This is a genomic window from Paenibacillus sp. FSL H3-0302 (assembly GCF_037982245.1).
Classification (GTDB): domain Bacteria; phylum Bacillota; class Bacilli; order Paenibacillales; family Paenibacillaceae; genus Paenibacillus_AQ; species Paenibacillus_AQ odorifer.
In genome coordinates this window covers 1,010,052-1,034,118 of record NZ_CP150284.1, presented here as the reverse complement: position 1 = coordinate 1,034,118, position 24,067 = coordinate 1,010,052, and the positions used below count along the sequence as shown (strand labels likewise).

The following is a 24,067-nucleotide window of genomic DNA, read 5'->3' as shown; positions in this document are numbered from 1 at the left end:
CACCTCTTTTCTAATAAAACGATCCTTAATATACAGGTTCCGTATATATGTAACTATAAATACCCAAATCGAGCTCAGAAACCACTTCATAATCTAGTTGGAATTCTATAGTCTTATTTGATAGACCCCCTACAAAATAACTGCCCTCCACAACCAACCTATCCTTCCCTCCAACTGGGGCGACCAAGATCAGCTGTTCAGCTTTATTGGCTGGGATCACAAAGTTTTGCAGCCCACCCGTCTGATCTTGAATATATTTACGGACAGACACGAGGTTACTGCCTAATTCCGAGAGGCCGGAATTGTTGTTCCGCCATACTTCAAGCGCATCTTGTTGGGATTGGTTGGAACTGACACACGCCTGATTAACTGAAAATTCCGGGATTTTATATATATTCCCGCCAATATTATCGATAACTACTTTATGGGTTACTTCCGTACAATTTTCAATTTTCAGAGTCGGCATGGGGTCCATTTCCTTTGAGAATGTCTTTATGATTTTTTGATCACCGGACTTAAAATTTATTGAGATGTCTTTATTATCCATGTTAGAAAATTCGAGCAAGCTATACAACTGATTATTTTTAATTCCGTAGTGCTTTACGATTATAACAAACCTGTTTCTCTCATCTGATAACGATTTTGATTGCTCTTGGCTTCCTACTGAAATTGTTCTGTTGACCGGGGCAATAATCTTCTCCTCGGCAACTGGTGAGGTTATGTAAATAGATTTTGTACTTTCATCCCAAGTGACACTACTACCCAACACTTCGCTAATAAATCTTAAAGGGACGAGTGTATTATTTTGAAAATTGATACCTTTTAAGACTTGCTCATGCTCTTTGGCGTTTACAATTACTCTTCCTTCCTTGACCAGATAAAAAATGTTAATATCCCCTTTAACCGCTGAGACCGACTTCGCATGATTATCCCATTTAATAGTTGCGCCTAAAGCTTCAAAGATCGCCCGCATAGGTACGTATGTAACTCCATCTTTCAGTATAGGACTTACATTAAAATGTAATTGCTTACCGTCCAAATAACATTTGAGATCACTGTCTTCCGCAAAGGCTTGACTTGAAGATAAAACAGCAAAACTTATCATCACCACAAAAAAAGTGATAATTTTTGAAGCAAAGTTGTGGTTTTTCATGTTCTTAATTTAGCTCCTAATCTAGAAAAATAAAAAAAAAACAATGCACACCTGAATATATCAAATGGCCAATCAAAATGTAAGTCTAAAAAGAAAACTACCAACGACACCCAAATTATGGTTAGATGAAGGAGAAGCCATATCCTAGAGGGAAAGAAGCGTGAACGCATATGAGTTTTGAAATCGTAGAGGCCACCATACCGGACATCCAAGCCGCATTAGAAGCCGGAGAAATTACGTCAAAACAACTAGTTCTCATGTATTATGAACGCATTGCTGATCACGACAAAAACGGCCTGACGATTAACTCTGTACTGGAGATTAATCCTGATGCGTTGTTTATCGCAGAATCTCTGGATGTGGAACGGGCAATTAATGGCCCACGCGGCCCCCTGCACGGGATACCTGTGTTATTGAAAGATAACATCAATACTGGGGACAAAATGCATACAAGTGCGGGATCGCTGGCTTTGGCGAATTCTTTTGCCGGGGAAGATGCGTTTATAGTTACCAAGCTGCGTGAAGCCGGCGCCATTATTATGGGTAAAGCCAATATGACCGAATTCGCCAATTTTATGACGAACGGCATGCCCTCCGGCTATAGCTCCCGTGGCGGGCAAGTCCTTAACCCCTACAATATTTCTACGCCAACCGGCGGCTCTAGTGCGGGTTCAGCAGTAGCTGTCGCTTGTAATTTCTGTACGGTCTCTGTTGGCACAGAAACTTCGGGATCGATTCTTAATCCCGGTAATTTGGGCTCCATCATCGGCATTAAGCCAACCGTGGGGCTGCTCAGCCGTTCAGGAATCCTGCCGCTCTCCAATACACAAGACACCGCAGGCCCTATGGCTAGAACCATTCATGATGCCGTGTTACTGCTAAACGCCATGCTGGGCAAGGATCAACGCGATGCAGCTATGGGAACAAATACAGGTAGAATCCACGAGGATTATACTGTATTCCTTGATCCGAATGGTTTGCAGGGCGCTCGAATTGGGATACCACGTGATTATTATTTTGAGGAGCTCACAGATGAGCAGCTTGCTTTGTTCAACGCTTCCGTCGACAGGATGAGAGAGCTTGGAGCGACCATCATTGATCCTGCGGATATTAAGACCGCCCGGGAGATTAGTTACTCTTCGGTGGTATTAAACGAATTCAAAACAGCACTGAATGCTTATTTATCTCATTTGGGCCCCGGAGCACCTATGCGAACCTTGAAGGATATTATTGATTTTAATCATGCACACCCTGTGGAGACTTTGAGATTTGGTCAAGCTACATTAATAGATGCGGAATATACCTCCTCCGGCACACAAAGCGAAGCTCAATATTTACGCCATCGAGCGACTGACCTGAAGCTGTGCAAGGAAGAAGGGATCGATGCCACTATGAAAGAATACAATCTGGATGCCCTGCTGTTCCCTGCCGATTTTGGCGCCAGAATTACTTCCAGAGCAGGATATCCGTCCATCGTCGTTCCTTCTGGATACACGTCGGCCGGCGCTCCCTTTGGTGTAACCTTCTCAGCAAAAGCTTATCAGGAGCCTACGCTTATCAAGCTAGCCTATGCCTATGAGCAGCATTACAAGGTGCGAAAAGCACCTTCGCTAAAAAGCTTCATTTGATTAAACCTATTCCTGAAGTGGAACAATACCTAAATGCCTGTTTCCCTCATGGGACAGACTCCATGTACGCACTTCATAGCTACGAATGCCAGACAGCACGTAAGGATCTTTTTCGGCAAGGAGAACGGCTTCTTCGCGTGAGTTCGCTCTTACAATAACCATACCGCCAGGACAATCACTAAAGGGACCACACAGCACTAATTGTCCTTTACGGTCCAGCTCTTGTAAATGCTTAACATGACCACGAATAATCTCCATGTCTCTACGGTCTTGATTCGTCGGGCTAAGCAAAATAACATAACAAATATCTGCTTGATTGACCTCACTCATCCTATTCTCCGCCTCTCGTTCAAATAGAAACTAAAGCCCGTAACGGTGATTTCCCAATGCCGATTCGGGCTTTTTTATTTCGCGATGTCTTCGTTCGTAGCTTTATTCATAATCTCGCTGATTTTCTTCATCGGCAATATTTTGAATCTCATCAGAATGAATAAGAAACAGCTCGTAGTCCCCCTCTGCATGCAGCTTCAGCGCTCGTTCTTTAAAAAACTTCGGGCTGCCTTCCGCCGCATCCTCATCATAAAAGAGCAATATCCCGTCACTTTTGCGGAACAACAAGTCATCTCTGGCCCTGAACTGCCAGCTGCCGTCATAAGGGGCATTACTGACCGCCCTGCAAAAGTCCGCACCCGCAATAATACGTCGGTATTCCTCCTGCTTCTCTTCCTTCCACTTCTCTTCCTGTCCAGTATGCGCCGTAATGATCCCCAATTTCAATTCAGGATATTGAGTCTTGAGTTCACATACCACCTCACAAGCCCAAAGATCGACACCATACTGGCCGGGGGTAATAATCCATTCGACGCCTTCTTCAATTAGCGGCTTTAATCTGTTAGACAGCGCCTTTTTGATATAAGGAATTCCCGGATGCTTATTGTCAAAAATACCGAGCTCATGCGCACGGTAGCCTGTTACGAGTAAATTCTTCATGTACTGCCTCTTTCCTGAACGTTGGTTATCTCTTACCATGACTTACCTTTGTAGAGTTTTATCCCACTTATATGATTATTATATAGCATTTACATGATCTATTTCTTTAGGCAAACTTTCAGCTGATCTTAAGCAACCTTTCAGAACCGTCTGATATATTTCTCCTAATCAATCTAAAACTATTAAGGAGAGAAAATAAATGAAGAAATTAATACCGATTATGATCTCAGGAAGTCTACTCGCTTCTCTACTATTGGCTGGCTGCAGCACCAATTCGGAGTCCGAAGGAACAGCTGTTACTAATAACCAAGCGAACACGGCACCCGCAGATAACGCTGAGGCACAGCAATCTCAAGGAAACGGCAATCAACAAAACGGCAGACCCGGCATGTCCATGAACTTCGGCAAGATTAAGAGTATTAGCGACAACACAATTACAATCTATACGTCAGAAATGCCTTCCCCGCCCGCACAAGGCACTGGAGATACGGCTGGAGCCGATATGCAGAACGGCCAGGCTGGTACTCCACCGGAAAGACCCGAAGGTGATCAAGGCTCAGAAAACGGTACACCTCCAGAGGGGGGAATACCGGAAGGCGGAGCCCCTGACGGCGGTGGACAAGGTGGTGGACCACAGGGCGGCGGGATGCAGCAAACCTTCTCCGAGGAAACCACAGATATTACAATTGATGCTGATACCAAAATTGTAACGATGACCTTTGACAATGGTACGCGTCAGGAGAACACGATCAGCTTAGCTGACCTGAAAGCTGATGACATTATCCAATATACACTTAAATCAGATTCCACTGTGGCGGAGAGCATTACCTTAAGCAGCGGAAACCCCGGCGGATCCGCTCCAGACGGTAGCACGGGCAGCAGCAGCTAATCAGTTTCTTCACAACAAAAAAACTTTCCGGGGGCAAGCTATGCCCGGAAAGTTTTTTAAAAATCGTATACTATAAACTATTTTTTATCCGACAAAATCAATACTCCACGACCCGGTACAACTGCTGAACCACTGATTACATTACCTGTCAGTAGATCAGTACGCTCAGCTGCCCCAATATCCGCGCTTAAATCCCCGGCAGTGTGGTTCAGTAAGAACAAGTAAGATACGCCATCCTTCACACGTTGAACAGATTCGATACCTTCCGGTGCAGTTACCAGCGGCTGAATGTTCTTTTCGGCACATAGATTCGCTAGGAATCCTTGTAGGAATCCTGCTTCTGGACTTGTCGCCACATAATAAGCTTTACCTTCACCAAATTTATTCACAGTCAACGCAGGCATTCCTTTATAGAAATCAGAACCGTACTCTGCCAAAACTTCTGCCCCTTCGGCATGGATCAGATCGCAGAGCAGATCACATTTATAAGAACCACTCAAGCTACCCCACGTTTTATCCAGCACGAGTTCATTGCTCATACCTGGCAGTAATGCATCGATTTCCTCTGCCCAAATTCCAAGCACTTTACGCAATTCGCCTGGATAACCTCCAACCGTCACGAGGTCGTTCTCATTAACAATACCGCTGAAATAAGTTGTAATGAATGTGCCGCCCGCTTTTACAAAGGCTTCAACCTTCTCTGCAAAACCTGGCTTGACCATGTACATTACGGGTGCGATAACAATTTCATACTTGGACAGGTTCTCTTCGACCCCGATCATGTCGGCTTCGATATTTTGCTGATACAGCGCATCATAATATTTGTGGACTTCATTCACGTAATCCAAGGCAACCGACGGTCCGCTTGAGAGATCAAGCGCCCAACGATTTTCCCAATCGTAGATGATCCCTACCTTAGCTGCACTGCGCGCATCCAGTAGTTGATCTCCAAGCTGCTCGAGCTCTTTACCCAGCTCAGCACATTCACGGAATACCCGTGTGTGTTCATGACCCACATGCTCAATTACCGCTCCATGATACTTTTCACAAGCCCCTATCGAACGACGCAGTTGGAAGAACAACACAGTATCTGCACCACGCGCCACAGCCTGATAACTCCATAGACGCATAACGCCTGGACGTTTCAAAGAGTTGTACGGTTGCCAGTTCTGCTGGCTCGGTGTTTGCTCCATCAGCATGAATGGTTGGCCATTTTTTAATCCACGCATAAGGTCATGTGTCATTGCTGTAAAGCTGACCGGTGTGTCCAGTGAAGGATAGTTATCCCAAGAAATTACATCCATATGCTTGGCCCACTCAAAATAATCCAGCTCCGGATAAAAGCCCATCAGGTTCGTTGTAACAGGTACGTTGGCGCTGTGTTCTTTGATCGCTTCGTATTCGATTTTGTAACATTCGAGCAAGCTATAAGACATAAAACGGCGATAGTCCAACGAGATTCCTTGGAAGTTAGTACGGTTACCGTTCCATTCTTCACTCAGCTCATTTGGCACCACAATTTCTTCCCAATCATAAAACGTATGTCCCCAAAAGCGTGTATTCCAAGCCTTGTTCAAAGCATCCAGCGAACCATAACGCTCCCTCAACCAGACACGGAAGGCAGCAGCGGACTGTTCGGAATAATCATAGCCACCATATTCATTAGAAATATGCCAAGCTACCAGTGCCGGATGATCCTTGTAGCGTTCTGCCAGCTTACCAGCCAGCTTCGCTGCATACTTGCGGTAAACTGAACTGTTCGGATTGGAGTTATGACGTCCGCCGAACTTACGTTTTCTGCCCTGCACATCGACACGGGTCACTTCAGGATAACGATGAGCCATCCAAGCTGGATGTGCTCCTGTTCCTGTAGCTAGACATACATAAGTTCCATTTTTATATAGTCTATCCATTAATTCATCCAATGAGGAGAAATCATAAGTATCTTCGGAAGGTTGGATTAAAGCCCAGGAAAACACATTAATTGTGGCAACATCAATTCCCGCCAGCTTGAACATCCGTTCATCCTCAGCCCATACTGGCGCATCCCATTGCTCCGGATTGTAGTCTCCACCGTACCAAATTTTAGGTAATTTATCGTTAATCACACTTCGCACACCCTTTATAGTATAATTATATATCTATTGTAAATGGTTAAGGTTGCCCTTTAAATATAAAATAATATCTCATACATATAAGAATATAGAACTAACAGGAGAGGATAACATTGTTCGAAATCATGCATCGCAGGATCGTATTCGTCCATGAAGGTGGACAGCACTTGCCAATCACTTTAGACAGTATGGGGCACAATCATGATCAGGAAAAAGTATCCCGCCCCGATGGCTATGACACGTATCATTGGCTTCAAACCTCAGAAGGTGAAGGGATCATCCATTTTGACAATAAAACCTTTTCCCTGCCCGAAGGCAGCGGCGTATTACTACTTCCTTATACACCCCATCGTTATGAGGCTTCCACTAAAAACTGGGGTACCTATTATCTAACGTTTGGTGGCGATTCGGCACACTCTATTTTGGAGACCCTTGGGATGAATAGTAATTCTTTTTACCGTTGGGAAAATGAAGCGCCTCTCCCCAATTTGCTGAAGGAAATGCTGGATCGTCATGATGCCTATCAGGATATGTTTGGTCTCGGCGCCTCCACAGATGCTTATCGTTTTTTGCTTACTTTGAGTAAATATGGACAGCTTCAAAATAATACGGCGATTTCCCGCAATGTAGATAAGCTGCAGCCACTGCTAAAATGGATGGACAGCCATTATGGCGATCCTGATCTTGGACTGAACGATCTAGCCGATGAACTAGGCGTATCTGGGCGCTATCTTAACAACCTATTCGTCCAAACTTTCGGACTCTCGCCTTATGCCTATTTCGTACGGTTACGCATCCGCAAAAGCAAAGAAATGCTCGTAAGCCAACCCGATCTTACGGTAAAAGCTATCTCCCAGCTAGTCGGCTTCCGCGATGTCAGCCATTATGTAGCCACATTTCGCAAGCAATCCGGGACTACGCCGGAGCAATTTAGACGTCTGCATTAAACACGCCCCGCCTACTGTGGAAAAATTGCTCGCTGGGAATATGCGGCTAGAACGTAGTAAGAGTATGGTATGCGCTACTATTGTGTAGAAATGGGCGGTACGGTGAAGTCGGTGCGGTGCGGTGCGGTGCGGTACGGTGGCTGGGTGCATTTGGCTGCGAGTGTACGGCAACTCTGAGATGGATCGTGCAGATCTGCACATGGTGGAGTCCTTGTGAAAATCTGCTCATGGTGGACTCCATGTGGAAATCTTGCTCATGGTGGATTCCATGTGGAAATCTGCTCATGGTGGACTCCATGTGGGAATCTGCTCATGTTGGGACTCCATGTGAAAATCTGCCCGCTTTGGACAACTTGTGGAAATCTGCTATGGTGGACTCCATGTGGGAATCTGCTCATGTTGGGACTCCATTGTGCAGCTCTCTTCAGTTCAGTATGAGTAAGTCAGACGAAATAATTGCACTTTGTACACTTAAAATAGCCTGCACGGCAGAAATTATCCATATAAGTGTATTCTGTGCAACTATATTCTCGGAATATGGCCTTGCAGCGGGATAAGCCAATTTTTAGCTGCACAAAGTGCAACTAAAACCAATTAAATACTCCAACACTTCAAATAAGTGTACGAAGTGCAACTATTTTCTGTTGTGCTTCTGTTGAAGTTTCTGCATGCCCTACTCCACTCATTTTTTACTCCACACTTCCACTTACTTCACTATTCCTACCCCACACATTCCCCTACACCGCTCTTCACCAACCTTCACTTCACCCTACTCCACACATCCCCCACTCCATCTTCACCAACCTTCACTTCACCCTACTCCACACATTCCCCTCTCCACTTTCCCCTCTCCTGCCACACTTCCAAACCCACTCCAAAATCTCTTTACTCAAAACCACTCAAATCTCCAGCACCTCAACGCCATACGGCTCGAGCTGGAGCTCTCCCGATCGAATCTTATTATCCAGCAGGCTGCTGTATTCTCGTGGCAACGGAACGATCACCGACTCGCGGCTCAGATTAAGCAGGAACAAGAAGCTTCCCTGATCTCCAGTCCGCACGGAGGCATGTACTCCGTTTGGCAATCCTTCAAAGCATAACAACCCTTTTTCCTTAGCCAGGTTCTCCAATAGAACTGACCAGTATTGCTCTTCCGCATGGGTTCCAAAGTAATAAACCTGACCTTTGCCGAAGGAATTAACAGTTATAGCGGGTGTGCCGCGATAGAAATCATCACCATACCAGGCAATTGGCTGAGCCACTACAGGTCGGAGGATGTCGCACCACTGCGTACATTCATATGGATTACCCTCCGCATCCACGATGACATGTGTTTCAACGCCAATCGGATCATACTCCAGCACTTCAACGCCGGTACAATAGCTAAGCTGCCCAGGCAGCGGTTGCATGACTGCGATGTTGTTTATATTTTTGACGCCACTACGGTTGGTGATCAGTAAGGTCCCGCCAGCGAGGGCAAAATCCTCCAGATTACGTACGATCTCCTCATCCAGCAAATATAAATTTGGAGCGATTACTACTTTGTATCCATCAAGCGGTTGTCTGAGGTCGATAACATCGCAGCCCATGCCAAGCTTGGTCACCGCCCGGTGAATCTGCTTAATGTTCTCATAATAATCAAAGCCCTCTGCCTGCGGCTGAATATCCAGCGCAGCCTTCTCTTCATGAGAATGGAGGATAGCCACTTCGTTTTTCAGCATCGTTCCTTGGAGCTTGCCGCTCAGCCCATTAACCTCATGACATAGCTGCGTGAACTCCGCTAATCTGCGTCCGGGAACATTGCTGTGATCAATCAGCCCGTGCCAGAATTGTTCTGCTCCTGAAGTTGCACTTCTCCAGCGAAAATGAACAACAGTATCCGCACCTCTAGCAATCGCCTGCCATGCATAGGCACGAATCAGTCCCGGATAAGGGGTTCGCCACATCGGCATCCAACAACCCGGAGATCCACTCAGCTGCTCCATGATCCAGAAGTTTTGGCGTTTGATGCCACGGGTTACGTCCAATGAAAGTGCTCCGCTATAAGGCGTTGTCTCTTGTTTGGTTGGCGAAGTATTCGGATAATAATCAAACGCAGCCACGTCCAGATCTGCACCCACTGCGTACATATCGAGACGCTGCGGATAGCTGTGAAAGTTATGGGTTATGAAATGCTCTGGACAAATCATACGCAAAATATTGATCTGCGCTGTCTGAAACGCTACCACCGAATCCCACTGAAACCGCTGAAAGTCCAGCAGAAAAGATGGATTCTGATGAGGTGATCCGCCCAACGGCACGGTAAGCTCATTCCAATCGCTGTACTCCCCGCTCCAAACAACGGTTCCCCATTCTGCATTGACCTCAGCCAGTGTTCCGTATTTAGCTTGTACCCATGCTCGAAAAGCAGTATTACAAGCGTCACAATGACAATCCAACATGCCAAATTCATTATCAGTCTGCCAGCCTATGACGGCCGGGTGTTCACTGTAACGTTCGGCAAGACGCAGAATAATACGGCTGCCATACTCACGCAGCGATGTGCTGTTATAGCAGCGGTGTCCACGTACCCCCGGGTGAAAAATCTCTCCATTAGCAAACACCGGAAGCACATCCGGAAATTTCGTCGTTAACCATCTTGGCGGTGTAGCTGTTGGCGTACCCATCACAACCTGCAGATCATATTGATGAAAAAGGTCCAGCGCACGGTCCAGCCACTCAAACTGGTAATTCCCCTCAGTTGGCTCCAGTCGGCTCCATGCGAACTCAGCAACCCGGACTACTTTAACACCTGTTTCTTTCATCAACTTGATATCTGGTTCCCACATGGATTCATCCCAATGCTCCGGGTAATAGTCCACACCCATCTGAACATGATCATATCGTTTCATTGGCGCTTCTCCCCATCCCTTGATAATCAGCCCTGTTTCCCAAAAAAAGCGCTCCCCGTCTCAAATTGATGAGGTATACGGAGAGCGCTTCTGTTAACCACTAATATCCATTAAATCTTCTCTATAATGTGCTTTACTTATTTTTTAAGCTTGTCCCATGCAGCTTGCATACCAGTCATCCAACCGTTAACGTCAACCTTGTCAGCAATGAACTGTTGAATCACGCTGGCAAATTCTTGCGTTACACCATCAGGGAATTTGGAGGATTGCAGGCCATAAACTTTGTTTTCTTTTACATAGTTCCATACGTCTGCTCCAAGCATACCGATGTCTTCAGGTGTTGCTTCGATTGTGGACAAAGCAGGGATGAATTTCCATTTTTTAACGATGTACTCTTTACCCATATCGGAAGTTACCAACCAGTTCAAGAACGTTTTTGCTTCTTCTTTAGAACCGGATTCTTTGTTGACTACAAGGTTCGCAGGGATACCAACAGTCATTTTGTCATTCTTCTCAGCATCTTCATTGATTGGCATAGGGAACATACCAATGTTCATATCAGGAGTGATGTTATCAACAAGAGTTTGTGCCCAGTTACCTTCTTGCATCATTGCAGTTTCGCCTTTTGCGAACATTGCCAGGTGAGTGTTAGCATCTGTGGTCAAAGGATTCTTTTGTCCGTATTGTAAAGTCAGTTTGAGATACTTGCTCCACTCTTCAAACGTTTTATTGCCTACAATTGTACCAGTTCCTTCATTCAAACCTTTGATGAATTCATCTACATTATCTTGTTGTGCAAAGGCTACGCTGATCCCTTGGTTACCTAGCAGCCACCATTCCTGATATGCATTACCAAAAGGAGTTACGTCGATAGCTTGCAGCTTTTTAGCCGCTTCTTCAAGCTGTGACAATGTTTTTGGAGTTTCAGTGATTCCCGCTTTAGCGAACAAGTCCTTGTTATACACAATACCGATACCCTCAAGGTTCATTGCCATACCGTATACTTTGCCATCTTTAGTCATAGGCTCTGCAGCCATAGGAATCAGATCTTTTACCCAAGGTTGGTCGGACAGATCTTCCATCTTGTCTCCCCAAAGTTCCATTTCTGCATATCCACCATTGGAGAAAATATCAGGCGCATCGCCGGAAGCGAATTTAGTTTTCAATGCTGCTGCGTAGTCCGCACCACCACCAACTGTTTGGATATCCAGCTTGATGTTAGGGTATTCTTTTTCGAATTCTACCTTAAGCTCATTGAGGCCTTCTACGATTTCAGTTTTGAATTGGAAGATCTTAACGGTCTTCACTTCACCTGAATTTGTGCCAGCGCTTCCATTTTGTGAGTTACTAGAAGCGTTATTATTACCACCACATGCCGTTAGAGCTAAACTCATTGCCATTACTGCTGATAGAGCAACTGCGGAGTGTTTCTTCTTCATTATATATTCCCCCTTAAAATAGTGGACTGCTTAAAAAATATTTGGAACGGAGGGCTCGGTGTTAACCTTTCACCGAGCCAGCCGCTATTCCCTCAACAATGTAACGTTGCATAAACAGGTAGAAAATGATAATTGGTGCGACCCCGATTACGAGAGCCGGAAGTGCCATATCCCATTGTTTGGTATATTGACCAAAGAAGGAGAAAGTCGCTAGTGGAATGGTCCGAAGCTCTGGTGCCTGAAGAATCAAGGATGGCAACAGATAGTCATTCCATATTCCAAGTGCGTTTAGCACGATTGTTGTCATCACCATTGGCTTCAGCAAAGGAAGCACAATACGGAAGAACACGGTAATAGGATTACATCCATCTACTGTAGCCGCCTCTTCAATTTCAAGAGGAACGGACTTGATAAAGCCGTGGAACAGGAAGATCGCCATCGGAACACTGATTCCTAGATTCGTGATAATCAAACCAAGGAAAGAGTTGTTTACTCCAATAACATTTACGACCTTCAGAATAGGAATCATAATCGTTTGGAACGGAACTACCATTGCTGCTACAAAGATAAGCAGCAAGAACTGATTGAATTTCGTATTCGCCCGAACCATACGATAGGATGCCATCGCACTGAACAGAGAGATTAGAATAACACTGATCACTGTGATAATAACCGAGTTTCGGAATGCTTCACCGAAACGGGCTAATTTCCAAGCGGTTGAATAGTTCGACCACATAAATAGTTTTGGCCAGCTTGCCGCATCACTCAGAATTTCACCGAAGGATTTCACCGAGTTTGCGAGCAAGAAATAGAATGGAGAGAGAAAGAGCAGCGCCAGAAGGATCATTATCACTTCCGTACCAATATTCCATCTCTTTTTTTCCGTAGGTTTCATTACGCTTCAACCTCCTTGCTCTTCGTGATACGGACCTGAATCAGAGTAATGATGGCTACAATTACAAAGAACAGCAGCGCTTTTGCAGTACCCAGCCCGTAACGATTGTTCAGGAAAGCTTCATTGTAAATATTCATAGCAACGGATTCCGTCGATTTGAACGGTCCGCCCTTCGTCAAGGACAAGTTAAGGTCAAACATTTTGAATGACCAGGAAATGGCCAAGAATAATCCGATAGTTACAGCAGGCATAATTAGCGGAACTACGATATTGCGTAGCACCTGCCAACGGGAAGCACCATCAATATCAGCCGCTTCTAGTACTTCTTTAGATACGTTACTCAACGAGGCAATGTAGATAACCATTAGATAACCGGAAGACTGCCAAACAAAGACCATTACAATCGCCCAGAATCCTGTTGTGGCATCACCGAGCCAAGGAAGATTAAAGAAGGACCATCCTGTCAGGTCACCCATAGTGGCGAACCCTTTAATGAAGATAAATTGCCAGATGAAACCAAGCAACAATCCCCCGATAACGTTCGGCATAAAGAAAATAGTCCGAAGCATGTTACGTGTCTTTAAAGGTTTAGTTAACAGATAAGCTAAGAAGAAGCCTACCACGTTAGTCAAAATCACACCTAACACCGTAAATCTTACCGTGAACCAAAAGGAAGACCAGAAGTCAGGGTCATTTGAGAAAATAGTGGAAAAGTTTTGAAATCCGACCCAACTTACATTACCGGATACACCGTTCCAATCTGTGAAAGAGTAATACATCCCCATCAAAAATGGGATAATCGTTATTAAGGTAAAAAACAAAACTGCCGGACCAACGAAAAAAAGCTGTTGACCTAACTGGGACAACTTAGTGCCGCGCATTTATTGCCCCCCCCTTTCTTTTGCTCACTTACTTGTTTATGCTTTATACACATATTATCTGTTTTTTTCAGGGTACCTCACACCTACTAAAGTGATCTTTCAGGTGTAAAATATTGATCGGATGTGACAAATTTCGATGAAATGGAACACGATTCGCACAAAATTGATCGTTTTTATCCTACTGCCAACGTTAATCTGTATTATGGCCACCATGTTTATTAGCTATCACTATAGCACTCAATCCCTAAGAACAAGGGCAGTAGATGAGAATACGAACCTCCTCTTTCAAGGCAATAGAAACATCGAAAGTCTGATTCAGGAGATCAATCGTCTCTCCCTTATCGTCTATTCAGATTCAGATTTCTACAGATTGCTCGAAGCGGGATACGAGGATATGGCAGCAAATACACGAATTTATTCTTCTCTAAATTACATTTCTTCATCCATGCCAGATATATCCCAGGTGTATCTTTACGGTGTCAAGGATAGAAAAGCCACTTTGCTCACCCAAAATACACCCAAACGTTGGCAGGGTATCCCCCCTTATGCCGACTCAGAGATCACTAGCAGTTCTCCTGTGTTTATACAAAGTACACATATAAGTCACAGCTATGGCCTAACTTCACCTATCCCGCAACTCATACCGGAGCCTGTGTTCACATTGCATAGACGAATTGAAAGGATTCCCACTACCACCCCACTCGGCTTCCTGTCGATCGATGTTAAGCTAACGGCTCTTACCGACATCGTCAGCCAGTTATATGATCAGAAGCAGGAGAACATTTGGCTGCTGGATGGCGATGGCAGGATTGTATACGGAAGCAACAGTGAGGAATACGGCAAGCGCCTACACGCTTCTTGGTATAACAAGCAAATCGCCACGAATCAAAGCTCGCAAGGGTATTTTGAAGAGGAAGATGCTGTGTTTATTTACCAAAGAATCGAAACCCAAGGTTTAAATTGGACCCTCGTGAAGCAGATTCCTACGTCCTATCTTTTCCGGGAAGCCAATGAGGCGGCAGCGATTAATATATTCCTCCTTGTTCTACTTTTGATTACAATTGCCACGTTAACGACCCTGATCTCTTTTCGAATCACGGCTCCTATCAAGCAGTTGACTCGTTACATGAATCAGGTGCAGACCGGTAATCTTGATGTTGAAATTCAACCTATGGGCAAAGATGAGATTGGCGTGGTTACCGAGCGATTCCGCAGTATGATGGACACGATCAACAACCTGATTTTAAGAGAGTACAAGCTGGAATTGTCCAATAAGACCAATGAACTGCGGGCACTGCAGGCACAAATCAACCCGCATTTTCTGAATAACACGTTACAGATCATTGGCACGCTGGCCTTAGAGCTTAAAGTGCCCCAAATTTACTCACTTCTTTCAGCTCTAGCCAAAATGATGCGCTACAGCATGTACAATGAGGAGAAGATCGTAACTGTTAAGGATGAGCTGGATCATGTCAAAGCCTACATTGAACTGCAAAAGGAACGTTTTGAAAATAAGTTCAGTTTCCGCTACGATATGGAGGAATCACTTTTAGAGACGTTTATGCCGAAAATGATTTTACAGCCTATTGTAGAAAATTATTTCAAACACGGCTTTAATCTTTCCCGCAGTGACGGATTCATTGAAATCACCGCAGCAAGAGTGGATGACAACCGGATGGAAATCTGTATCCAAAATAACGGAAATGCGATCCCTTCAGCGAAGTTAGATCTTTTAAAGCAGAAGCTACAGCATCCTACTAGAACAGATATAGATTTATTAAGAAATACAGAGCAAACCAAGGAAGCTACAGGATCAGGTATTGGTCTGCCGAACGTTCTGGCTCGACTCAAGTTTGTGTGCGGAGATAGTGCCACTTTAACTGTGGATAACCTTAGAGCAGGCGGAGTAGTAGTGAAATTGGAAATTGAAATTATAGCGGAGCGTGAAAAGATATGAAGGCGTTGATTGTTGATGACGAGGCAAGAGTTAGAAAGGCAGTCAGACTGCTTGTCGACTGGGACGCCCATCAAATAGATGAAATTCTGGAAGCCGGAAATGGAAATGAAGCCATCGAGATCATCCGGCAGGCTAAACCAGCATTAGTCATTATGGATATGATGATGGAATCAGGTAATGGGATAGAGTTAATGACCTGGGTGAACGAATTCGCCGGCAACACTAAGTTTATTGTAGTCAGCGGACATAATGATTTTGAGTTCGTACGGCAGACTGTGCGGCATGGGGGTATTGATTATATCCTGAAACCTATCGAAGCCGAGGCAATCAATGTAGCGGTAGCTAAAGCAGTTGCAGCCTGGCGCTCAGAAGAAGACGACCGAAGCGAACGGCAGAAACAGAGTATTCAGCTTAATGAGTTCAAGCCCATTTATGGGGAAAAGCTATTATCTGCACTAATTGATGATCCGATCAATTCTGATTTATCTTTGCGGAGGTTATGCAGTGATGGTATCATTCCGGAAAACATCCATTCCGCTCGGTTAATATTGGTGCAGACAGATGCGGGTAACAATCCGTTGATTAAACGTTTTGGCGGAGACACCGAGCTAATGAACTACGCTATCGTCAATATTTGTAATGAATTTTTGCACAGTCCGCTTAAGGGTGTTGCTTTTCGTTATTGGGGAGGTCCTCCGGAGATTGCGATTATTCTGTGGGATATTCAACCCTCTGTGGTCGAGCTAATAGGCAGAATCAATCATGGCATCTACTCTACCTTGCAGGTCCGAATGCATTTTGGAATCAGCAGCATCGGCAACTTACCTAAGCAGTTACCTTATCAGCGTGCAGAGGTGGCAGAGGCCTTACAACGCCGAAACTTATTAATTCATGAGGATTACTGCCATTTCTCCTCTTCCTCCGAAGAATTCAGAGATCGTAAAGAGATCGCCAAAGCAGAGGTTCGCGGTAATGTATCAACAACGAACTTTGCTGACGTCAAGGAAGATTGGAAAATGGCAGTCATCAGCGGAAGTCCAGAGATATTATCAACAGCTGCGCAGCACTGGGTAGATGAGCTTAGCCGAGGAGGAGTTGTGACACCAGAAATCCTAAACTCATGGAAAAATGATGCTCTACTATTTCGTTCCCAGCTGGTACGGGAAATGTTAGGCCCTGAAGCTGAAGGCGCACTGGCCGAGCTTGAACAGGCCGACCAGCTTCACCCAGCTCCTTATACGAACGGTTACTCGTTCTCCTTATTCGCTTGGCGTGACTGGTCGTATACCCTAATGCAGGAGCTGGCCGAAGTAATCGCCCTGAAACAAGCTAAAGAACGTAATCCGATGCATGATATCGTCAAATACATCGAGCTTAATTACGCTTCCGACCTGTCCTTACAGGAAGTGGCCGGAAAGTTTTTTGTTAGCCGTGAATATATTTCCCGCCGATTCAAACAGGAATACGGGATTAACTTCTCCGACTTTATTGTTAATATCCGAATAGATAAAGCTAAACTACTATTGCAGAATCCTCGTCTGAAGCTGGCCCAAATCTCCGAAATGGTCGGTTTTCATGATGTTAAATATTTCAGCAAAGTGTTTAAGAAGCAGGTTGGATCTTCACCTAAGGACTACCGGGACACATTTAAGAGTTAATCAATACCAGTTTAAAAAGGCGTCCGCAACCGTCTTACCGGCTATGCCGTTCGGATGCGGGTCGTCTTGTCCACTCATATATTCCGGTCTGATCCGGTGATCGTCTGGTGCAGGCAACGATAATAGGCTTGCTATATCAAACACACGGTCTACTCCAGCGGGTGGGTTAGTCAGGATTTCATGATTCACTCTACGCCAAGTCTCTTCTCTTGCCTCCTGAAAATTAAACGGCGGCACCGTACTTAGAATAATACTAGCATCAGCATTTGCTGTTTTGATCTTAGCAATAATAGTTGTCAGATCACCAAGTAACTCATCTGCAGAGCGGCAGCCAATATCAATATCATTTACGCCGAGGACAATCATCAGTTCATCACTCTGTTTAGCTTTGTGAAGCCAAGGGCCATCCGCAGCTACATCATACGCTCTAGCCCAGCCTGAGCCGAGATTCCATACACCAATCTCTGCACCAAGACCATCCGCAATTCTCGCTGCCCAATATTCGTATCCGTCCTTTAATGTCCGCACACCTTGAGTAATCGAATCTCCCAAAAATACTAGCTTCTTATTCACAGCTTTCTTATATCCGATATAGCTTGGCAGTACCAAAAGATTGTCAGATTCTGTAAACCCATCGGCTGATTCCTGTGCAGCCAGATTTCCGGGCGCATCATAAGCGGTTGCCAGCATCCCTTCTACGTTGAAAGGAATGGATTTGCCCGCAGTAGTTGTCTTAATCGTCCATGTAAACGCTAAGTAATGGCCATCAGGTAGATTGATGCTTGTCTCATCACTCCAGAAGCATTCACCGGCCGCAACTGACTTGGAGACATTGCCTTCAAAAGTGACAGCATGTTGTGTATGCTCAATAATAGCTCCGTTTGGCTCAGTGCCTCCATCCGCGATAAAAGCCGATTCAATCACCCAACTGCCCCCAGGTTCACTGCCCGAAGCTTCAAGCCCTTGGTCCCAGGTGGAATCCACCGCATTGCTATGCCAAAATTTCAGCTGCACCGGGCCGTTTTCCCGTAAACGAATATAAGTCCGAAAGGTATGTGTAAAAGGTTCTTGCCTATTCATAATAAAATTAGCGGCGGTTGAAAGAACCGTAGCAGAGGTATAGTCCGTCTGATTCAAAACTCCACTTCCCTTAATTAAATTAGTATTCATAACGTTTCCCCCGTTATTAGTTAAGATTGTAACACTAAAACCTCTCCTATAAACCAGGGAACGGATCGTTCACCCAGTCTACAAGAGAGGTTATGGCTATATCAATATGCTTTAAGAAATCATCTTATTTCAGTGTAATGGTAAACGATACAGATTTTGCACCTGCGTTTACTTTCACTGTAGTCTCATCCACTTGCTCTGCACCTTCTACGGAAGCGATAGCTCCCAGATCTTTAAGGGAAAGCGAAAATTCTTTACCGCTGCCTTCTGCAGTAACTGTTACGCTGTTGCCTTTGCGGGCAGCCTTCACAGTCAATTCAGGAGCACCTTTAAGATCACGTACGGTTGCAGAAGTAGTAGTACCTTCTTCAAGTGAATACAGGCCAAATTTCACGCCATCCGCAAAGTCATAATCCGGTTTGTTGTCGATGCTGCCGATTGCCAGCAAGGAGTTCTGACGAACGAACAGTGGCAGGCTGAAGAAATCATATTTCTCTTTGCGCCATGATCCGCCTTGTACAGTTTCACCAGATAACAGGTGAGTCCAGCGACCTGCTGGCAGATAGTATTTCACTTCGCCGTTTTCTTGGAAAATAGGCGCTACGAGCAAGGAATCACCCAGCATGTATTGGCGATCGAGCACTTCGCATGTTGGATCTTCCGGGAATTCCATAACCATCGCCCGCATAGAAGCCCAGCCATGCTCTGCAGCCTGCCCAGCCACATCATACAGGTAAGGCATCAAGCTGCATTTAAGCTTCGTGAAGAAGCGGGTAACATCACAAGCTTCATCATCGTACGCCCAAGGCACACGGTACGAAGTGCTGCCGTGCAGACGGCTGTGGCTGGACAACAGTCCAAAAGCTAACCAGCGTTTAAATACATGTGCCGGAGCAGTGTTCTCGAAACCACCGATATCGTGACTCCAGAAACCGAAACCGGACAAGCCCAGAGACAAACCGCCGCGAAGGCTTTCTGCCATGGATTCATAATCTGCGTAGCAATCTCCGCCCCAGTGAACTGGGAATTGTTGGCCGCCAGCAGTTGCAGAACGTGCGAACAATGCTGCCTCATTCTTACCAAGCTTCTCTTCCAATACTTCAAATACAACTTTGTTGTACAGTTGAGTGTAGTAGTTGTGCATTTTCATCGGATCAGATCCGTCGAAATAAACTACATCTGTAGGAATCCGCTCACCGAAGTCTGTCTTGAAGCTGTCTACGCCCATATCTACCAAATCACGCAGGTAGCCGGCATACCATTCACAAGCCGCAGGGTTAGTGAAATCCACCAGTCCCATACCCGCTTGCCACAGGTCACATTGATAAACATCGCCGTTAGGCTTTTTGATCAGGTAGCCGTTTTTCTTGCCTTCTTCAAACAAGCGTGAACGTTGACCAATATAAGAGTTGATCCATACGCAGATCTTCAGACCTTTTTCCTTCAGGCGTTTCAGCATGCCCTCTGGATCTGGGAATACACGTTTATCCCATTCAAAATCAGTCCATTGATACTCACGCATCCAGAAGCAGTCAAAGTGGAATACATGCAGCGGCAGATCACGTTCTGCCATACCTTCTACGAAGGAATTTACAGTCTCTTCATCATAGTTGGTAGTGAACGAAGTTGTCAGCCACAAGCCAAAAGTCCATGCTGGTGGAAGCGCTGGTTTACCAGTAAGAGCAGTATAGTTGCTAATAACGTCTTTAATGGTAGGTCCATCAATCACAAAGTATTCCAAGCTTTCTCCAGCTACGCTGAATTGGGCTTTTTTCACTTTTTCTGAAGCGATTTCATAGGAAACCAATTCCGGATGATTCACGAATACGCCATAACCTTTGCTTGATACGTAGAAAGGAATGTTTTTGTAAGCTTGCTCAGAGCTAGTGCCGCCGTCTTTGTTCCAGATATCAACGGTTTGTCCATTTTTCACGAAAGCGGTAAAACGTTCGCCCAGACCATATACGAATTCGCCTACGCCGAGATCCAGCTCATCACGCATGTACGTGTTACCGTCTTGGTCGGTGATGTAAGCCATGGATTTAAAGCCACTGCCTGTAATACGTTCTTCGCCGCGATAGAAATCCACCGCCCATTGTTCGCCTTTGCGAATCACTACACGAAGTCCGCCGCTGATCAGCACGGTTTCGAGATCCGTTTCTTCAATCTTCACATGATCGCCAGTACCTTTAGTCAGTTCGAAAACCGGACCACGTTCCTGTACACCATCATGATGAATAATTTTAATGCCTACCACGCCTGGAAGCGGAGAATGGAATTTTACAGTAAGCAGGGTTGAATTCAGCGTTGCTGCGCGCCCTGTGATTGGAGTCGTTTGTGTAATTGCTGTTAATCCTTCGGGAGTCTTTTCTACAACATAATTTTGAACTGCGCCGTTAATCGTGATACCTTCACGAACCAGCCAGAGACCATCAGTAAATTTCATTGTGTACTTGCCACCTTTCAATTTGGTGTTTATAGTTGCATTATACCGATAAAAAATGAACAAAACTAATACTATATAGCTCATTTATAACACTATTTTGATGTTTTTCTAAGAAAAGAGGCCTTTATATGGACCGTACAACTCAGAGTTTGCTAAAAGAAAACAGAGTTCATGGAGATAGTATGTTTCCACTCGCAGCTTATTGGATAGAACTTCCATCCGGAACGCATGTACTCGATACACATTGGCATGAAGAAGCGGAGTTCTTTATGCTGCTAGAAGGAGAAATTCTGTTCCAAGTAGACACAGAATATTTTCCACTCCGCGCGGGCGAAGCGGTATTTATCGAATCTGGCGATATACACGCCGCCTATGTGCTGAACGAAGACACCCCCTGCAAATTCTGTGCGCTTGTATTTCTGCCTGATCTTTTGGCTAGCGCCCAGTACGATACGATCCAGCAAAACGCGATTTTGCCACTGCAAGAGAAGCGCCAGAGCTTTCCGAGACATATTACACCAGATGTCCCTTGGCAGCAGGAGCTGCTTCATCATCTGGAGCAAATGATGGAGGCATACGCTAATAAAATGCCCGGATTTGAGACCTTTATGAAAGGAACTTTGCTAATCATGCTTTCCAAGATTACCGCAGAGGGCCGATTTGAGAACCGCAGCCAATCGGATGATGCTGATACCACCAAAATTAACCGCCTTAAAAAGGTGATCCTTTATATCCAAGATAACTATCAGGAACCGATACGTACCCGTGATCTATCAGAGCTTATTCCCATGAGCGAGGGGCAATTCTGCCGCTTCTTCAAAATGATGACTCGTAAAACGCCAGTCGATTACATCAACTCATACCGGATTCGCCAGGCTGCCGATCTGCTGCAACAAAGTGAAAGAAAAATATCCGACATCGCATTCGAGGTCGGATTTGATAATGTAAGCTATTTCATAAAGGTTTTCCGTAAAGCGATGAAATGCTCGCCTTCGGAGTTCAGGAAAGGTGCAGGCTAGTTTCATCTACATCATAAAAAAACGATGGATTCCAATTGGAGGCTCGCGATGAACTCACCGATTCTTAGCTTTATCACACCGCCTATTCCTTATTTCATAGACTGTGGTCGTGCTCACTACAATGCTGGAGACTATCATATCAGTCGTAATTGCATCGGCGTATTTGATCTAATCATTGTTAAAAAGGGGATGTTGCCCATCGCCGAGAACGAGGTGCACTGGGAGCTAAAGGAAGGAGAATTCCTCATCCTTCGTCCAGATGCCCATCACTATGGTTTTGCCCCTTGTCCTATCGAAACAGAAATCATCTGGATTCATTTCCAGACCTTCGGCAGCTGGATCGAGTGTCAGGATATGAACGAATGTCTGGAGAATCAGAGCGAGCTCATCGAAAGCCATAAACAAAAAGCTTATTTAAATCACTGCGATGTATGCTCGATCTTTATTCCGAAGTATACGGAAATATCAGAGAAGGCAATGGAGGTATTAGAGTTCTTTTTCCATCTGGAACAAGAACCCCAGTCGATGCGCAACTGGAAGCGCCAAGCCTCCTTTCAACAGTTCCTGCAATTCTTGGACCGTGATCTGGCCGAGGCATCCGATGCAACCGCCATTCATCTTGCCGAGAAGATTGAATTGTTCATTCGGCAAAATTATACTCGTGATGTCTCTAACTCCTTACTTCAAAAAGAACTTAACTATCATCCCAACTATCTCGCCAAAAACATGCTAAAAATATACGGTGTGACCCCTATGGCCTATCTCCTGTCCTATCGTCTAGAACAATCCAAACGGCTGTTAATTCAAACTTCCTGGTCCATTGCCCGCATCGCTGAAGAGGTTGGCTTCCATCATATTACTTACTACTCTTCCTGCTTCTCCAAGAAAGAAGGCATTTCTCCCTCTAACTTTCGACAAAAATTCACCGGTAAATAGACATTACAAAGCCTGGAATCGAAAATATCTTCCTCTTCCGGGATAGTTTGGACAAAGAAGCTGTTAAGCGTCCATCAAACAACGCTGCGGCTAACAGCTCTCCTTATTAAGTATTGCTGCTGATTTACCGATATATTATAGATAGATCTTATCGTCGTAGGAGGATAATGAACCATGCACATAACGAATATGACCGCATCTATGGGAACGAGGTTTAATGTATCTGTTAGTCACCAAACTAATGATAAAACTATGAAATCAAACAGCAATACTAGTGGTAATGGTAATGGAGATAAATTATCAATAAGTAAATCTGCAAAGGCTGCTTTTCAAAATCAATCCAAAATGGACGGAATGGTTAACTCCCTGCTTAAACAAAAACAAAATATCATCGACAGTAAGAACAGTCTGATTGAAAGAACTACCAAAAGTTCACATAATCTCGAATCTATTCAAGATCAACTTAAGGAGTTCGACAAGCAGCTCCAAACGATTGACCAACAAATTGCAAAATACAGCTTCGAAGAGCAACAAAAGAACTTAGAAGATGCTCAAAAAGCTAATCCAAAGGATGAACCTAAAACCGAGCAAGAGATACAGAACGAAAGATTGAATACGATTGTTTCAGTAAGCCAAGATGTTAGCCAAATGGAGGTAGTTTCTTCTACCCACACTAAGATGCGTGGCGAGGCAAAAGTTCTGACCAAGGAAATAGAGCTGGATGAGGCTCGTTCTACTCATTCCGCAACAGCCAAACGGGAGCAGTTATCCAAAATCGAAACTAAACTATCGGAAATGAACGAAACGTTAGGCGATGCCATGAAAGACACGGGAGATAAAATTAAAGATCAGATCGATAAAGCAGGTTCAACAGAAATTAAACCTTCTGAAGAGAACACCAATGAGCGGACAGAACAATTAGCTACCTATCAAGAAATTCAACGTTTAGCCGAAGAATCTGATAAGTCGCAGCTAGAAGTACTAATCTAACAAGGGCACGAATCTCTATATAAAAAAGCAATCGGATCTCCTCCGCATCAGAGGGTCTGCCGAT

18 protein-coding genes are annotated in these 24,067 nt (G+C 44.8%); 8 read left to right on the top strand and 10 right to left on the bottom strand.

What is annotated here, in order from left to right; genetic code table 11:
• Nucleotides 1-25: 25 nt before the first annotated feature.
• Nucleotides 26-1,153 carry a copper amine oxidase N-terminal domain-containing protein gene (locus MHH50_RS04420; RefSeq protein ID WP_340033994.1) on the bottom strand — a complete coding sequence of 376 codons (1,128 nt, stop codon included), beginning with the start codon at nt 1,151-1,153 and terminating at the stop codon, nt 26-28.
• Between the two features lie 170 nt (nt 1,154-1,323).
• Here MHH50_RS04420 and MHH50_RS04415 point away from each other — a divergent pair, with 170 nt between their 5' ends.
• Complete coding sequence (locus MHH50_RS04415) at nt 1,324-2,781, top strand: amidase family protein (RefSeq protein ID WP_076279874.1); 1,458 nt, start codon at nt 1,324-1,326, stop codon at nt 2,779-2,781.
• Between the two features lie 6 nt (nt 2,782-2,787).
• On the opposite strand, the gene MHH50_RS04410 is transcribed toward MHH50_RS04415, so the two are convergent.
• Together MHH50_RS04410 and MHH50_RS04405 are read right to left on the bottom strand one after the other, a co-directional pair.
• The gene (locus MHH50_RS04410; RefSeq protein WP_051491142.1) at nt 2,788-3,111 is read right to left on the bottom strand and encodes a YciI family protein; all 324 of its coding nucleotides are present in this window, start codon (nt 3,109-3,111) and stop codon (nt 2,788-2,790) included.
• 102 nt (nt 3,112-3,213) lie between these two features.
• A complete protein-coding gene (locus MHH50_RS04405) occupies nt 3,214-3,771 on the bottom strand; it encodes a DUF1273 domain-containing protein (RefSeq protein WP_036680784.1) in 558 nt (185 codons plus the stop codon).
• 199 nt (nt 3,772-3,970) lie between these two features.
• Between MHH50_RS04405 and MHH50_RS04400 the strand changes: the two genes are divergently transcribed.
• Nucleotides 3,971-4,660 carry a hypothetical protein gene (locus MHH50_RS04400; protein WP_340033993.1) on the top strand — a complete coding sequence of 230 codons (690 nt, stop codon included), beginning with the start codon at nt 3,971-3,973 and terminating at the stop codon, nt 4,658-4,660.
• A gap of 77 nt (nt 4,661-4,737) precedes the next feature.
• On the opposite strand, the gene MHH50_RS04395 is transcribed toward MHH50_RS04400, so the two are convergent.
• Nucleotides 4,738-6,768 (bottom strand): beta-galactosidase, encoded by a 2,031-nt coding sequence (locus MHH50_RS04395; protein WP_340033992.1) that lies wholly within the window; start codon nt 6,766-6,768, stop codon nt 4,738-4,740.
• A 119-nt stretch (nt 6,769-6,887) separates the two neighbouring features.
• On the opposite strand from MHH50_RS04395, the gene MHH50_RS04390 reads away from it, so the two are divergent.
• On the top strand, nt 6,888-7,721 hold the full coding sequence (locus MHH50_RS04390) for an AraC family transcriptional regulator (RefSeq protein ID WP_256717561.1): 834 nt from the start codon (nt 6,888-6,890) through the stop codon (nt 7,719-7,721).
• 899 nt (nt 7,722-8,620) lie between these two features.
• Here the strand turns inward: MHH50_RS04390 and MHH50_RS04385 are convergent.
• The 4 genes from MHH50_RS04385 to MHH50_RS04370 all read right to left on the bottom strand — a co-directional run bounded on the left by MHH50_RS04385 (nt 8,621) and on the right by MHH50_RS04370 (nt 13,827).
• Nucleotides 8,621-10,612, bottom strand: a complete 1,992-nt coding sequence (locus MHH50_RS04385; protein WP_076310571.1) for a beta-galactosidase — start codon at nt 10,610-10,612, stop codon at nt 8,621-8,623.
• 137 nt (nt 10,613-10,749) lie between these two features.
• Complete coding sequence (locus MHH50_RS04380) at nt 10,750-12,051, bottom strand: extracellular solute-binding protein (RefSeq protein WP_094902687.1); 1,302 nt, start codon at nt 12,049-12,051, stop codon at nt 10,750-10,752.
• A gap of 61 nt (nt 12,052-12,112) precedes the next feature.
• A complete protein-coding gene (locus MHH50_RS04375) occupies nt 12,113-12,946 on the bottom strand; it encodes a carbohydrate ABC transporter permease (RefSeq protein WP_076307170.1) in 834 nt (277 codons plus the stop codon).
• Nucleotides 12,946-13,827: a sugar ABC transporter permease gene (locus MHH50_RS04370; RefSeq protein ID WP_036680772.1), complete on the bottom strand. Its 882-nt coding sequence runs from the start codon at nt 13,825-13,827 to the stop codon at nt 12,946-12,948. Before MHH50_RS04370 ends, MHH50_RS04375 begins: the two co-directional genes overlap by 1 nt.
• 136 nt (nt 13,828-13,963) lie before the next feature.
• On the opposite strand from MHH50_RS04370, the gene MHH50_RS04365 reads away from it, so the two are divergent.
• Together MHH50_RS04365 and MHH50_RS04360 are read left to right on the top strand one after the other, a co-directional pair.
• Nucleotides 13,964-15,784: a sensor histidine kinase gene (locus MHH50_RS04365; protein ID WP_076194393.1), complete on the top strand. Its 1,821-nt coding sequence runs from the start codon at nt 13,964-13,966 to the stop codon at nt 15,782-15,784.
• Nucleotides 15,781-17,442: a helix-turn-helix domain-containing protein gene (locus tag MHH50_RS04360; RefSeq protein WP_076194392.1), complete on the top strand. Its 1,662-nt coding sequence runs from the start codon at nt 15,781-15,783 to the stop codon at nt 17,440-17,442. The genes MHH50_RS04365 and MHH50_RS04360 overlap by 4 nt, the downstream gene beginning before the upstream one ends.
• Here the strand turns inward: MHH50_RS04360 and MHH50_RS04355 are convergent, their stop codons facing one another.
• Nucleotides 17,443-18,612, bottom strand: a complete 1,170-nt coding sequence (locus MHH50_RS04355; RefSeq protein WP_076307168.1) for a GDSL-type esterase/lipase family protein — start codon at nt 18,610-18,612, stop codon at nt 17,443-17,445.
• Nucleotides 18,613-18,736: 124 nt separating this feature from the next.
• Nucleotides 18,737-21,058, bottom strand: coding sequence for an alpha-xylosidase (gene yicI / locus MHH50_RS04350; protein ID WP_076129610.1), 2,322 nt, complete (start codon nt 21,056-21,058; stop codon nt 18,737-18,739).
• A 128-nt stretch (nt 21,059-21,186) separates the two neighbouring features.
• Here yicI and MHH50_RS04345 point away from each other — a divergent pair, with 128 nt between their 5' ends.
• The 3 genes from MHH50_RS04345 to MHH50_RS04335 all read left to right on the top strand — a co-directional run bounded on the left by MHH50_RS04345 (nt 21,187) and on the right by MHH50_RS04335 (nt 24,003).
• Nucleotides 21,187-22,077: an AraC family transcriptional regulator gene (locus tag MHH50_RS04345; protein ID WP_076129611.1), complete on the top strand. Its 891-nt coding sequence runs from the start codon at nt 21,187-21,189 to the stop codon at nt 22,075-22,077.
• Nucleotides 22,078-22,125: 48 nt separating this feature from the next.
• Nucleotides 22,126-23,013 carry a helix-turn-helix transcriptional regulator gene (locus tag MHH50_RS04340; protein WP_076129612.1) on the top strand — a complete coding sequence of 296 codons (888 nt, stop codon included), beginning with the start codon at nt 22,126-22,128 and terminating at the stop codon, nt 23,011-23,013.
• Nucleotides 23,014-23,187: 174 nt separating this feature from the next.
• A complete protein-coding gene (locus tag MHH50_RS04335) occupies nt 23,188-24,003 on the top strand; it encodes a hypothetical protein (protein ID WP_340011966.1) in 816 nt (271 codons plus the stop codon).
• The last annotated feature ends 64 nt before the right edge of the window (nt 24,004-24,067 follow it).

Excerpts from the sequence above, each read along its gene's own strand:
- MHH50_RS04370 (WP_036680772.1), bottom strand. The coding sequence starts at position 13,827 with ATGCGCGGCACTAAGTTGTCCCAGTTAGGTCAACAGCTTTTTTTCGTT.
- MHH50_RS04375 (WP_076307170.1), bottom strand. The coding sequence starts at position 12,946 with ATGAAACCTACGGAAAAAAAGAGATGGAATATTGGTACGGAAGTGATA.
- MHH50_RS04365 (WP_076194393.1), top strand. The coding sequence starts at position 13,964 with ATGAAATGGAACACGATTCGCACAAAATTGATCGTTTTTATCCTACTG.
- yicI (WP_076129610.1), bottom strand. The coding sequence starts at position 21,058 with ATGAAATTTACTGATGGTCTCTGGCTGGTTCGTGAAGGTATCACGATT.
- MHH50_RS04410 (WP_051491142.1), bottom strand. The coding sequence starts at position 3,111 with ATGAGTGAGGTCAATCAAGCAGATATTTGTTATGTTATTTTGCTTAGC.
- MHH50_RS04400 (WP_340033993.1), top strand. The coding sequence starts at position 3,971 with ATGAAGAAATTAATACCGATTATGATCTCAGGAAGTCTACTCGCTTCT.
- MHH50_RS04340 (WP_076129612.1), top strand. The coding sequence starts at position 22,126 with ATGAACTCACCGATTCTTAGCTTTATCACACCGCCTATTCCTTATTTC.
- MHH50_RS04415 (WP_076279874.1), top strand. The coding sequence starts at position 1,324 with ATGAGTTTTGAAATCGTAGAGGCCACCATACCGGACATCCAAGCCGCA.
- MHH50_RS04355 (WP_076307168.1), bottom strand. The coding sequence starts at position 18,612 with ATGAATACTAATTTAATTAAGGGAAGTGGAGTTTTGAATCAGACGGAC.
- MHH50_RS04345 (WP_076129611.1), top strand. The coding sequence starts at position 21,187 with ATGGACCGTACAACTCAGAGTTTGCTAAAAGAAAACAGAGTTCATGGA.
- MHH50_RS04405 (WP_036680784.1), bottom strand. The coding sequence starts at position 3,771 with ATGAAGAATTTACTCGTAACAGGCTACCGTGCGCATGAGCTCGGTATT.
- MHH50_RS04380 (WP_094902687.1), bottom strand. The coding sequence starts at position 12,051 with ATGAAGAAGAAACACTCCGCAGTTGCTCTATCAGCAGTAATGGCAATG.
- MHH50_RS04420 (WP_340033994.1), bottom strand. The coding sequence starts at position 1,153 with ATGAAAAACCACAACTTTGCTTCAAAAATTATCACTTTTTTTGTGGTG.
- MHH50_RS04360 (WP_076194392.1), top strand. The coding sequence starts at position 15,781 with ATGAAGGCGTTGATTGTTGATGACGAGGCAAGAGTTAGAAAGGCAGTC.
- MHH50_RS04335 (WP_340011966.1), top strand. The coding sequence starts at position 23,188 with ATGCACATAACGAATATGACCGCATCTATGGGAACGAGGTTTAATGTA.
- MHH50_RS04385 (WP_076310571.1), bottom strand. The coding sequence starts at position 10,612 with ATGAAACGATATGATCATGTTCAGATGGGTGTGGACTATTACCCGGAG.